This window comes from Candidatus Lariskella endosymbiont of Epinotia ramella (genome assembly GCF_964019805.1).
Lineage (GTDB): Bacteria > Pseudomonadota > Alphaproteobacteria > Rickettsiales > Midichloriaceae > Lariskella.
This window is the reverse complement of the sequence record NZ_OZ026472.1, coordinates 662,899-675,694: the sequence shown is the minus strand read 5'-3', so window position 1 is coordinate 675,694 and position 12,796 is coordinate 662,899. Positions and strand designations below refer to the sequence as shown.

General features: G+C 34.1%; 14 protein-coding genes and 1 tRNA gene. 11 read left to right on the top strand and 4 right to left on the bottom strand.

Annotated elements, in window-relative coordinates; all coding sequences use genetic code 11:
- The first annotated feature begins 10 nt into the window (after positions 1-10).
- The 9 genes from AACL20_RS02960 (at position 11) to AACL20_RS02920 (ending at position 4,961) form a co-directional block, all read left to right on the top strand.
- Positions 11-454, top strand: a complete 444-nt coding sequence (locus tag AACL20_RS02960; protein ID WP_339052233.1) for a hypothetical protein — start codon at positions 11-13, stop codon at positions 452-454.
- On the top strand, positions 358-729 hold the full coding sequence (locus AACL20_RS02955; protein ID WP_339052667.1) for an IS1 family transposase: 372 nt from the start codon (positions 358-360) through the stop codon (positions 727-729). Before AACL20_RS02960 ends, AACL20_RS02955 begins: the two co-directional genes overlap by 97 nt.
- Before the next feature lie 118 nt (positions 730-847).
- Positions 848-924 (top strand) — tRNA-Arg (locus AACL20_RS02950).
- A gap of 271 nt (positions 925-1,195) precedes the next feature.
- Positions 1,196-2,404, top strand: a complete 1,209-nt coding sequence (locus AACL20_RS02945) for a hypothetical protein (protein WP_339052574.1) — start codon at positions 1,196-1,198, stop codon at positions 2,402-2,404.
- 95 nt (positions 2,405-2,499) lie between these two features.
- Positions 2,500-3,003 carry a peptide deformylase gene (def, locus tag AACL20_RS02940; protein WP_339052573.1) on the top strand — a complete coding sequence of 168 codons (504 nt, stop codon included), beginning with the start codon at positions 2,500-2,502 and terminating at the stop codon, positions 3,001-3,003.
- A gap of 29 nt (positions 3,004-3,032) precedes the next feature.
- Positions 3,033-3,853, top strand: a protein-coding gene (locus tag AACL20_RS02935) for an IS5 family transposase (RefSeq protein WP_339051669.1) whose coding sequence is annotated in 2 segments (ribosomal slippage) — positions 3,033-3,420 and positions 3,420-3,853 — 822 coding nt in all. Because the reading frame shifts where the segments join, the coding sequence is not laid out codon by codon here.
- A gap of 24 nt (positions 3,854-3,877) precedes the next feature.
- Positions 3,878-4,195 carry an ankyrin repeat domain-containing protein gene (locus tag AACL20_RS02930; RefSeq protein ID WP_339052572.1) on the top strand — a complete coding sequence of 106 codons (318 nt, stop codon included), beginning with the start codon at positions 3,878-3,880 and terminating at the stop codon, positions 4,193-4,195.
- Positions 4,196-4,242: 47 nt separating this feature from the next.
- Complete coding sequence (locus tag AACL20_RS02925; RefSeq protein ID WP_339052233.1) at positions 4,243-4,686, top strand: hypothetical protein; 444 nt, start codon at positions 4,243-4,245, stop codon at positions 4,684-4,686.
- Positions 4,590-4,961 (top strand): IS1 family transposase, encoded by a 372-nt coding sequence (locus tag AACL20_RS02920; protein ID WP_339052667.1) that lies wholly within the window; start codon positions 4,590-4,592, stop codon positions 4,959-4,961. The genes AACL20_RS02925 and AACL20_RS02920 overlap by 97 nt, the downstream gene beginning before the upstream one ends.
- A 73-nt stretch (positions 4,962-5,034) precedes the next feature.
- Here the strand turns inward: AACL20_RS02920 and AACL20_RS02915 are convergent, their stop codons facing one another.
- Positions 5,035-6,249 (bottom strand): IS256 family transposase, encoded by a 1,215-nt coding sequence (locus AACL20_RS02915; RefSeq protein ID WP_339051785.1) that lies wholly within the window; start codon positions 6,247-6,249, stop codon positions 5,035-5,037.
- Between AACL20_RS02915 and AACL20_RS02910 the strand changes: the two genes are divergently transcribed.
- Positions 6,208-7,209, top strand: a complete 1,002-nt coding sequence (locus tag AACL20_RS02910) for an IS256 family transposase (protein WP_339052666.1) — start codon at positions 6,208-6,210, stop codon at positions 7,207-7,209. The two genes, AACL20_RS02915 and AACL20_RS02910, sit on opposite strands and share 42 nt — an antisense overlap.
- Positions 7,210-7,278: 69 nt before the next feature.
- Here AACL20_RS02910 and AACL20_RS02905 read toward each other — a convergent pair whose 3' ends face one another.
- Positions 7,279-10,173, bottom strand: coding sequence for a type IV secretion system protein (locus AACL20_RS02905; protein WP_339052571.1), 2,895 nt, complete (start codon positions 10,171-10,173; stop codon positions 7,279-7,281).
- Positions 10,174-11,021: 848 nt separating this feature from the next.
- Positions 11,022-11,225, bottom strand: coding sequence for a transposase (locus tag AACL20_RS06900; RefSeq protein ID WP_410519920.1), 204 nt, complete (start codon positions 11,223-11,225; stop codon positions 11,022-11,024).
- 500 nt (positions 11,226-11,725) lie between these two features.
- Here AACL20_RS06900 and AACL20_RS02900 point away from each other — a divergent pair, with 500 nt between their 5' ends.
- A complete protein-coding gene (locus AACL20_RS02900; RefSeq protein WP_339052570.1) occupies positions 11,726-11,914 on the top strand; it encodes a hypothetical protein in 189 nt (62 codons plus the stop codon).
- A gap of 5 nt (positions 11,915-11,919) precedes the next feature.
- On the opposite strand, the gene AACL20_RS02895 is transcribed toward AACL20_RS02900, so the two are convergent.
- Positions 11,920-12,739 (bottom strand): IS5 family transposase gene (locus tag AACL20_RS02895; RefSeq protein WP_339051669.1). Its coding sequence is split into 2 segments (ribosomal slippage): positions 11,920-12,352 and positions 12,351-12,739, totalling 822 coding nucleotides; the frame shifts between segments, so codons are not numbered across the junction.
- Between the last annotated feature and the right edge of the window lie 57 nt (positions 12,740-12,796).

Below are 12,796 nucleotides of genomic sequence, written 5' to 3'. Positions count from 1 at the left end.
TGGTGGTTTTATGGTTTGTTGTAAGGGATGTGGTTCCGATAGCTTTATAAAAAACGGCATTGTGAGGGGTGTACAGCGTTATAAGTGCAGATCATGCCTTCTAAATTTTGTTGAGGGCGATCTGCGCAAAAAGCCTCAAACAGCCGTTAAGAAAGCACTATGTGTTATGCTATATAGCCTTGGCAAGGCCTCTTTTTCTATGTTAGGCAGGATATTAGGACACTCACCGTCCATAATTTATCGCTGGTTAGTAGAGGCGATGAACAAGACTCAGGAGCCAATCATCTCTTCGGATATTATGGAGATGGAATTTGACGAGATGTGGCATTTTATTGGTTCAAAAAAAACAAGCTTTGGATCATCAAGGCGGTTGATCGTAGCACAAGGAGAACTGTTGCATGGGTTACAGGCAATCGTGATACTGCAACATTCCAAAAGCTCTACGACAAAGTGAGTCATCTGAAAGAATGTCATTTTTATACGGATGATTGGAATGCTTTTTCTAAAGTTTTACCAAAAAAGCGTCATACGATTGGCAAGTCTGGCACAGTATCTATCGAGAGAGATAATAGTAACACGCGACATCATTTAGGCAGAATGACACGGCGTACTAAGATCGTTTCAAAGAAGGAGTCAATGGTCTACGGATCCATCAAGCTTTGGTGCGCTCTTACAACACCACAAATATTTACACAATATCAAGAACAAACCTTATCTATCTTTATGTGAAAACTCTCTATTTATAATGAGTATTTTACTTTCTTATGTAGAAAATTCAAAATTTGTTTTGACATGTAGTTTGCTCATCATGTATCTTTAGGCGTCACATGGTTTATTATTTATTTTTGCGCCTGTAGCTCAGCTGGATAGAGCGTTAGACTACGGATCTAAAGGTCAAGGGTTCGAATCCTTTCAGGCGCGCCACTCTTTCATTCAGCTTTTGAGTGTTTATGCCAGTGCATAGGAGAGATGTTTATATTTTAGGTTGCGTTACGTTTCATTTAGTTTAAGTATTTATACTTATTTATTATTTGTTTAGATCTATAGAGCACTGTTTTTTTGAAATAATCGATAGATATATAGATTTTTTAGATAAATCTTTGTAAGATGTGTGCTTCATAGTTTTTATATGTATTTATGGATAGATAGTATGGCAAGAAGAGTACTGATTTTCATGTTCGTTGTTATAGTTGCGTTGTTTGGTGCAAATTATGCAGCAATTTATATTCAAAAAAGAAACATTAAATCTGCCGTTGAGATGGCAAAAGAAAAATTGAAGGAAGTGCATGTAGATTTCAATTATGAGAAAATAGACTTTTCTACAACTACAGCTTTTGATATTAAAGCTGCTATTATAAATCCATCGTTTGAACAAAAAACATCTGTGAGCTCTACAGTCAGAACTCTTGATTCGATTAATATAACTGTAACACCATTTTCCAAAGAGTTATCTTTAACTACTACTAGTAAAATAAGAGAAGTAACCACAACATCTGCAGTTCAGATTTCAGATTTATCCTATTTTTTTAAAGCTCCGCGGGTAGATATTAAGTTTTTAAACTCAATTAGCGATGTATTTAAAAATTCAAGTGCTCAAAAAACAAGTATTATAAGTCGTATTAAAGAAATGCGGTATATTGATGAAGGTCTTACTACTGCAGATGAAATGGTAAATGGACAGTTTGTTGTGCAGTATGACGGTGCTGCATTTAATGTAGTAAATCGCAGAGAAAATGCTTCTACAAAGAATAAGGTAGGAGATACAAAAGATGAACCACATGAGATTATGAATTTTTCAATAGATGGTACTGTTGCAAGCTGTAAATATAACTCTGATCATCCAGATCCGGAGGTAAAACATATGGCAGCAGCTGGAAAGAGTACGGTTTCTCTTGATGTGGATTATATAGTTGGTACTCTTGATCTCTCTAAAGATTCAGAAGGCACCGAAGATAAAAAACTTTGTCAATATGTTGAATTTAAGAAGCTTCATTTAATTAATGATATCTTTTCTGTTAGTATAAGTGGTAGAGCAGGTTTTAATATTTCTGAAAAGAGACCAATGGTTGAAGGCGAGATATCAATAAATGAGATGCCTGCATTTGTTAAGTTTTATTCCAAGTTGTTTAACTTAATTATAGATAGAGAAATTAAAAATGCTAGTGTGGCTGGCGGTGCTTTGAGAGATGATCAAGTTTCTGATGTAATATCGTTGCTTGAAAAATTAGCAGAGTCTACTAGTGTTCCAGGTAAAGCTGAGTTTAGAGTCACAAGTACTTCTGATGATTCACATTATGATATTAGAATTTCGGGTAAGCCTGCTATTGAGGTTTTTAACGAACTGAAAGGAATTTTTATCAGAGATCCAGCAGCTGTTATCGGCGCACCTACAATTGATGAATAGGTAAGTGGGTAGTTAATATATTAATGTATAATATAATGTTTTTGTGTTAGTGTAATAATTATTAAGCATATTATTAATATATCATGGAACAGTTTATGCGAAATAGTACTGTAGATAAGAGTCCGGTGTTGATGGATATAATCCTTGAACCCGATCCACGGTTACATTGCAAATCTGAAGATGTAGAAATTGTTGATGATACTTTGCGTAGCTTTATGGATGATATGTTGTTTACCATGAAGGAGAATAGTGGCGTAGGTCTTGCAGCAGTTCAGGTAGGAGTGCTCAAGAAAGTTATAGTAGTGGATATCACAAGACCAGATGATTCTGTTCCAGTAGATGGAATGCCAATGTTTTTAGTTAACGCGAAGGTGATTAAATACTCTAATGATAAGTCATCGTTTCATGAGGGCTGTTTGTCGTTGCCAGGTATACGTGCAGATGTCCAAAGACCTTCTGATATAGTAGTGGAATATCTTGATTATTATGGTGAAAAACATGTTCTTGAACTACAGCATAGTTTGCTATCAGTTTGTATCCAACATGAAATTGATCATACAAATGGTATAATAGACCTCTTGCATAACCATATAAATTGATTAAAATCCTTGATTTTATCAAGGATAACATGAAGTTTGAAAACATCAAAGATGAATACGCAGAAGAGTTTCGCAGGCTTACTGGCATTAAACGAGGAACGTTTGAAGTTATACTAAGTATATTAAAAGAAGCTGAAGCTATTTTAAAGTCTCAAGGTGGAAAACCCAATAAATTGGCTTTAGAAGATCGATTACTCATGACGCTTGAGTACTTGCGTGAATACAGGACATATTTTCATATTTCCCGCAGTTATGGAATAAGTGAAAGTGCCTGTTATCGTAATATACGTTGGATTGAAGATACTCTAATTAAAGATAAACGATTTTCACTACCTGGACGTAAAGCATTACTAAAAAGCGATTCTGAATACGAACTTGTGTTAATTGATGCTACTGAAACACCGATAGAACGACCTAAAAAAAACAGAAGCACTTTTATTCGGGAAAAAAGAGGCGACATACTCTAAAAACTCAGCTTATTGTGGATAAAAGGAAAAAAGAAATCATTTGCACTAATTTTTCTAATGGCAAGCGTCATGATTTCAGGTTATTTAAAGAATCCGGAGTTCACATCCACCCTGAGATTAAAGTTCTTACAGATACTGGTTATCAAGGCATTGATAAGTTGCATTATAATTCAGAGTTACCAAAGAAAAAGACAAAAAAGCGACCACTAAGCAGGAAAGATAAAAAGAAAAATCGTCAATTGTCTAGTGAACGTGTTTTAAATGAAAACGTCATAGGCATGATCAAACGATTTAAAATTATCGCTGATCGTTATAGGAACAGAAGAAAACGATTCGGTTTAAGGTTTAATTTACTTGCTGGTATCTATAACTTTGAGCTTTAAATAGGTTATGCAAGAGGTCTAGTATTGCACTTTGCTGCAATGCATAACGCAACCTCACTGATGATATTGATAGAGACGTTCAAAGATAAAATAGAAATCTTGCTTGAGTCGAAAAATAACGATGGTGAGACTGCGCTACATTTAGCGGCTATTTATAACCCAGATTCGCTACAATTTTTGGTAAAAATGCTTGGAGAGCGAGTGCTCGAGGTGAAAGATCATGATGGCAGAACTGCTCTGCACTTTGCAGCTCTGTTCAATCCAGATTCACTAGAGCTTTTGATAGCTGCATTTAGAGAGAAAGTGCTTGAGGTGAAAAATAACGAGAGTTTTCACAATTAGATAGAGATATGATATGATCACTGTTTTAAGAACTAAATGGTGGTTTTATGGTTTGTTGTAAGGGATGTGGTTCCGATAGCTTTATAAAAAACGGCATTGTGAGGGGTGTACAGCGTTATAAGTGCAGATCATGCCTTCTAAATTTTGTTGAGGGCGATCTGCGCAAAAAGCCTCAAACAGCCGTTAAGAAAGCACTATGTGTTATGCTATATAGCCTTGGCAAGGCCTCTTTTTCTATGTTAGGCAGGATATTAGGACACTCACCGTCCATAATTTATCGCTGGTTAGTAGAGGCGATGAACAAGACTCAGGAGCCAATCATCTCTTCGGATATTATGGAGATGGAATTTGACGAGATGTGGCATTTTATTGGTTCAAAAAAAACAAGCTTTGGATCATCAAGGCGGTTGATCGTAGCACAAGGAGAACTGTTGCATGGGTTACAGGCAATCGTGATACTGCAACATTCCAAAAGCTCTACGACAAAGTGAGTCATCTGAAAGAATGTCATTTTTATACGGATGATTGGAATGCTTTTTCTAAAGTTTTACCAAAAAAGCGTCATACGATTGGCAAGTCTGGCACAGTATCTATCGAGAGAGATAATAGTAACACGCGACATCATTTAGGCAGAATGACACGGCGTACTAAGATCGTTTCAAAGAAGGAGTCAATGGTCTACGGATCCATCAAGCTTTGGTGCGCTCTTACAACACCACAAATATTTACACAATATCAAGAACAAACCTTATCTATCTTTATGTGAAAACTCTCGCAATTGTATACTTGTTATCTTTTTTAGGGTCTTTCTCATTGATTGTGTAAATTTTTTAGAGCCATTAAAATCTCCCATCAAATTTGATTATAAAATGAGCCATAGCTTCATTCCAGTTAGAGATAGGCATGGTCCATTTTTTGGTAATATAATCAATCGTTAGGTATAAAACCTTGAATACCGAATCATCATTTGGGAAAACACGCTTATTTCTTGTAACTTTTCTCAACTGACTATTCAGCGATTCTATAGCATTTGTAGTGTAAATTATCTTACGGATACTCTCTGGATATTGCAGAAATATTACAAGATTCTCCCAATTATTATACCAGGATTTTGCTATATGTGGATATCGTTTACTCCATTTCTTATCAAAAGATTCTAGGGCAAGATGCGCTTCATCTTCAGTAGCAGAGCTATAAATAAGCTTTAAATCTGATGCCAATAATTTTCTGTCTTTATATGATACATACTTCAGGCTATTTCTAATTTGATGTACTATACAAAGCTGATGCTCAGTTTTGGGATAACTTGCGCATATAGCTTCAGACATACCAGTCAGGTTATCACTACAGGCAATTAATATATCTTTTAATCCTCGATTCTTCAATTCAGTAAAATTACTAAGCCAGAATTTAGATCCTTCATTCTCACTTATCCATAATCCTAAAATATCTTTCCGGCCCTGTAAATCTATACCCAGCGCAACATATACTGATTTATTAATTATCTGTTTATCTTGCCTTACCTTAACTATTAAACAATCAAAATATACTATAGGATATAATGGTTCAAGAGGTCTACTCTGCCAAATTCTAACCTCATCAATTACATCATCTGTAACCCTACTAATTAAACTCTCACTAACTTCTGCTCCATATAATTCTTGTAATTGGATCTTGATATCAGACAAACTCATCCCCTTGGCATACAGAGATATTATCTTTTGATCTAAACCATCTATTCTTGTTTGATTCTTGGAGACAATTACAGGTGCAAATTTACCTTCTCTATCTCGCGGAATATTTAACTCGATACTGCCATTCTCAGTAATCAAATTCTTATTATAATGACCATTCCTGCAATTCTCAGTTTCAGACCTATCATATTTGTTATAACCTAAGTGTTCAGACATTTCTGCCTGCAAGGCTCTCTCCAAAATACTCTTCGTTAATTCCTTAATCAATCCATCCTGCTTCAGTACTGTCTTTAAATCCGCTCCTCCTTCTATCAGTAAATCTATCGCTTCATTTATTTTCTTATTCTTTTCTGTCTTCATTCTAATTACCTATATTCTTTATTAATTCCAAATATAGGCTCTACTATAATTTACACAATCTTTGATAAAGACCCTCAAAAGATAATATCTCTGTATGCCAAGGGGATGAGTTTGTCTGATATCAAGATCCAATTACAAGAATTATATGGAGCAGAAGTTAGTGAGAGTTTAATTAGTAGGGTTACAGATGATGTAATTGATGAGGTTAGAATTTGGCAGAGTAGACCTCTTGAACCATTATATCCTATAGTATATTTTGATTGTTTAATAGTTAAGGTAAGGCAAGATAAACAGATAATTAATAAATCAGTATATGTTGCGCTGGGTATAGATTTACAGGGCCGGAAAGATATTTTAGGATTATGGATAAGTGAGAATGAAGGATCTAAATTCTGGCTTAGTAATTTTACTGAATTGAAGAATCGAGGATTAAAAGATATATTAATTGCCTGTAGTGATAACCTGACTGGTATGTCTGAAGCTATATGCGCAAGTTATCCCAAAACTGAGCATCAGCTTTGTATAGTACATCAAATTAGAAATAGCCTGAAGTATGTATCATATAAAGACAGAAAATTATTGGCATCAGATTTAAAGCTTATTTATAGCTCTGCTACTGAAGATGAAGCGCATCTTGCCCTAGAATCTTTTGATAAGAAATGGAGTAAACGATATCCACATATAGCAAAATCCTGGTATAATAATTGGGAGAATCTTGTAATATTTCTGCAATATCCAGAGAGTATCCGTAAGATAATTTACACTACAAATGCTATAGAATCGCTGAATAGTCAGTTGAGAAAAGTTACAAGAAATAAGCGTGTTTTCCCAAATGATGATTCGGTATTCAAGGTTTTATACCTAACGATTGATTATATTACCAAAAAATGGACCATGCCTATCTCTAACTGGAATGAAGCTATGGCTCATTTTATAATCAAATTTGATGGGAGATTTTAATGGCTCTAAAAAATTTACACAATCAATGAGAAAGACCCTATTACACTGCTGACAGAGTCGTATTAATTATTACTCCTCATCAAGAGAGCCACGTCTACTACCTTCTCTACTATCACTCTTGTTTCTATCATCATAAAACATTTCTACTTGTGGCTTTTTACTTTTATCATCATTTTTCTTATCTTTATATCCAGCAGGATCTTTCTTTCCGTCTTCTCTCTTCACATCTTCTCCTTTTTTATCTCCCCCAGAAGACTTACCCTTTGTTGCAATTGAAACTGCAGCATCTTTTACAAAATCTTTTATATCACTTCCAACATTCATTACTTTCTCAGCTGGTCTAGATATATCAAAACCAAATGGTGAACCTGTAATAATATTCATAGCAAGTCTTGTGATAAAACCACAGAAACCATATGTACCATGAGCTACTAACATAAATGTCAACGCACCAGCAAGTATAGAGAGAGGTATAGAAGACATTGATGAAACACCAACAGGAAGGTGTGAGTTTACTACGAGCGCATAACCAGGAATCCAGCAAGCGGAATAAAGAGGTGACAAATCGATATATAGAATACAGTTAGGACACACTGTAAATCCGAGTGTTGCGTGTAATATAGCAAGTAATAATATATTGAACATCGCTATGGAGCAGAATAACATCACAGGCTGCAACATGAAAGAAAACAGCTGAAAACACCAATTCTTAAATAAAGTTGCAGTTTGCTTAAATAATATCATAGGAATAAAAATTGGACCCATTACAATCAAAAGCGATGTCATGATAACGGAGAATATATACATTACACTTGCCTTTACTATGGTAAGTACATAAAACCACATAGAAAAAAGTATCAAGAAAACTATAAGTAACCCAAGCGGACTTGAAAGAAATAATCCCAAAATCTTCTTCCAAGTGACTGAACTAAACATTTCCTTGAAAGGCCCATCAAATATAGTAAAGATTATTAGTGGATCTTGCATTAGATTATTATGTGTTAACTCTGTACCGCTTAAATCCATCGATGACGATAGTATCAATGCTATCAAAGTTGTAGCACCATCCACAAAAAATGGAACTAGATAACCACCGAAAAATTCCCAACTTGTGCTGGAAATAAGTACTAGTATTAAGCCAACTTTTGCAAGTCTCTTTATCACATCTTGTTGACTTAACTGCACAACACCTATTAATAATCCGACTACAGTGAATGAAATATACGCTACAATTAGAGCATTAATAACATTTTTAAATATACTATCTGCTACAATTGAAGAAAAAATCTTATAGACTGCCCCACTTTGTGTTACTGTTCCAGTTTTTCTATCCTTACCAAGTAATTGTTCCATAATAATCCTAAGCAATTGCGTGATTGGACCATCCTTAACAACTGCAGAAGATTGGCTAATTGACTCAGCTAACATGTAATATTTTCCAAAACGATTCGCTGGATTTTCATATAGATCTTTAAGTGTATCATTTGCGCCAAATGGCAAATCCATGCTCTTAATCCTAAAAAATAGATATCCGGATTTAGAAGTATTGACAACAAGATGAGAGCCCAAAAATACTTCTTTAGGAACATCTTTCCATTCTTCTTCAGGAATTTGTAGAACTCCACTATCCAAACTTACCTTTGCTATTTCAGCCTCTGTCATAACAGCATATTGCATCCTCTGCCCGTCTGTAAATACGCAACCACCCCATTCTATATTGACTTCATAACCTCCCAAATGTTTCTGATCGTTTGCATTTGGATGTTGTATCATTAGTGGTATTCTCTCATCAGATAAACCTTCTAACTTCCCTGAAAATGTATAGCTTGCTGTTCCAGGATTCACAATCCTTATACAATCTGGATCTTGATAACCGCTGCTTTCGGTTTTATCATCAGGCTTTGGACAACCAGGAATCGATGTGTTAGTTTCACTTTTTAGATTGACATCTACTACTGTTCCAGATAGACCATACCACTTTTTAGGAGGATCAGCAGGTTGACTAGAAGGTGGAGTATATAATAAACCGCTTCTTATATCAGTTCGTCTGACATCCTCACCATACAATGGAATATAGGAAGTTCCATTTTGTGCTATGATCCAAAGTGCGCTTTGTTCTCTCCATAAATCTTTGCATTGTTGTACTACACTTGGCTGCAAAGTCTTATTGTACATGCATTCAACTAATGCTTTTCTGTCATATACTACTTGACCAGCTGTTCCAATATCCTTCTGAACTGCATAATTTCCACTCCATTTGATAGTTATTTCATCATCGTTTCTTATATATATCCCTGTATTAGTGAAACTTTTATTACGTGCGCTCCAATTGCAAATATCACTAGTTGGTTTAGAACTTGGAGGCATAGACCAAGGAGGAGAAGACCAAAGCGATTTATTATTTAATGCACTCCACTCAGTATCATTTAAATCAAGCAAGCACCAATGATCTGATCGCTTTTTCCATGCCGTTTGTTTATTACTAATGTTCCAATCTGCAGCCTTAGTAATATCATACAACGGATCTGAAATATTAGGAAAAATTGGAACTAACTTTTTCTCTTTTTTACCACACAGATATACTTTGCTGCTATGTTGATAATCTCCAACTAAACTGATCTTAATTTTGTCTCCTGACTTTACAAAAAATAAAGTTTTAAATGCATTATTTGCAACCCATTCTTTCCCTTCAGTACAAGCAGAAGCTATACTAACTGGTGCTTTCACTTCAACTTCTATGGGATCAGATACATTGACTCTAGTTTTTGCTTCATAATAGTGACTTTTAAATAAAATACCAGATTGGCACTGTGCAACACATTCAGTAATAACGGCAGAATTCAGCTCTATTCCATCATCATTTTTGATGGTAGGATCCTTTATTTTTCTAGAGAAAGCTCCGCATTCAGATTCACAGCGTCTTTGACAAACCAAATTCAGAGGTGAAAGCATAATAGATTGCATGGCATTATCAGAAAATTGATATCCCTTTATGCAATCTGCATAAAAATTAACATTAGCAAATGCAGAAGTATTATAAAACAATAGGAATAAGCAGTAAATCACATATTTTGATATATAACTTTTATGTGAGTCAATATACAAATATTTTAAGAGATACATAGAAAATTCACAGCAACTTCTTAAGCAAAGAAAAATAAGACGCAATGATGCACAAATGGAATACAATATGTTAATACCATATTTTTTCATAATGAATACAAGTGATGACATAGCAAGTACAATCATAATTCACACCTCTTAGGTTGAATATAGCGCATCTTAAAGATGTGAATATGAAAATTTGCTAATATTGACATCGACTATAAAAAGGAATTTTATGCTACCATAAACTGGCAAACAACTTTGAAATCAAGCTCACCACCTACCTGACTGGTAGCGCCATAAGTACAAATGTAGCAAAACAATCTATTTCAAACAATATATAGTTTTTACAAAGGCAGATACCTAGAGTGTATATAGTTAAAAAATGCAGTGTGCACTTAACATTGCAGCAAATTTTTTATTACAGTGAATTGATAAAATCTGCATACTTCACTCAACGATCTCTTATACCAAATCCCACAAATAATAGCATATAGTCGTACAACTTAAAAGATATGGTTTTATAAGGGATTTTTATAAATTTACACAAACTTCGCATTTGCTGTGTTCTGAGCTCTTTATAAATCCAGGGATGAATGCAGTACCTACTATATTAATGTCTCTAGATAAAATGGTAGGACAAAATGTTAAGTTATAGATGATGCAAGATTCTTATTTCGAAACCGTAACATTTTGTAGAAATTAATCTACCTTAAAGCCTTTCTATAATCTTCATTTCCACTACTAAAAGATACTTTTATCAAATAAAGCTTCAGACCGAAAAACCGGCCTTTTGTAGTTTTACTTCGCTTTGCGAATTCTTTAAAAACTTTATGAGAATAAATCCTATAACTTCTGCAGATTCCAATGCTATAGCTAAAGCAGTATAAAACAGGCACGCTAAACTTCATCTTCTTGATAAATATTATCGATATACTTAAAAGATTTAAAATTATAGTCGATAAAGATAGAAATAGGATAAAAAGTTTGGATTAAGATTCAAATTTTGAAAGAGGTCTATTATGAAGATGACATTCACAAACACATAATATGCATTATTTATACATGCTATATTCAATAAAAGAAATATATCTTTAATATTATCATCAAATAAGTGATATTTTTGCCTATATTCGCATCTTAAAAAGTTGCATTTTGGATCAATCGAGTTAATATTGCACTATAGCAATATCTATATACAAACTGCCGAGTCATTTGATATTGTTTTATATCAATTTCAAGCTGTAGAATATATATATGGATAGATTCGCAATGGCTAAGAATGCAATGATCCAGGAATAATAGGAAATATTTAACCTTCTAAGCATTGTTCTAGAATTTTTGCATAAAAAATGTATTTCATAGCGAGTTAAAGCTAATTGAGTTTATCCTTGAAATTCATAATGCCGCAATGAAGAAAAGAATAGATAGAAATGCATCAGCAAATAAAGATTCTTATTATAATACACAGCAAATTGTCAAAGCACTAGATTCTCATGCAAGCAATCAAGGTTTAAAATATTTGATTGATAAAAATCAACAAGCCACACAGTTACTTCAGAGTGGACAAAATCATATGTTCATTAGACCTCTTGCATAACCTATTTAAAGCTCAAAGTTATAGATACCAGCAAGTAAATTAAACCTTAAACCGAATCGTTTTCTTCTGTTCCTATAACGATCAGCGATAATTTTAAATCGTTTGATCATGCCTATGACGTTTTCATTTAAAACACGTTCACTAGACAATTGACGATTTTTCTTTTTATCTTTCCTGCTTAGTGGTCGCTTTTTTGTCTTTTTCTTTGGTAACTCTGAATTATAATGCAACTTATCAATGCCTTGATAACCAGTATCTGTAAGAACTTTAATCTCAGGGTGGATGTGAACTCCGGATTCTTTAAATAACCTGAAATCATGACGCTTGCCATTAGAAAAATTAGTGCAAATGATTTCTTTTTTCCTTTTATCCACAATAAGCTGAGTTTTTAGAGTATGTCGCCTCTTTTTTCCCGAATAAAAGTGCTTCTGTTTTTTTAGGTCGTTCTATCGGTGTTTCAGTAGCATCAATTAACACAAGTTCGTATTCAGAATCGCTTTTTAGTAATGCTTTACGTCCAGGTAGTGAAAATCGTTTATCTTTAATTAGAGTATCTTCAATCCAACGTATATTACGATAACAGGCACTTTCACTTATTCCATAACTGCGGGAAATATGAAAATATGTCCTGTATTCACGCAAGTACTCAAGCGTCATGAGTAATCGATCTTCTAAAGCCAATTTATTGGGTTTTCCACCTTGAGACTTTAAAATAGCTTCAGCTTCTTTTAATATACTTAGTATAACTTCAAACGTTCCTCGTTTAATGCCAGTAAGCCTGCGAAACTCTTCTGCGTATTCATCTTTGATGTTTTCAAACTTCATGTTATCCTTGATAAAATCAAGGATTTTAATCAATTTATATGGTTATGCAAGAGGTCT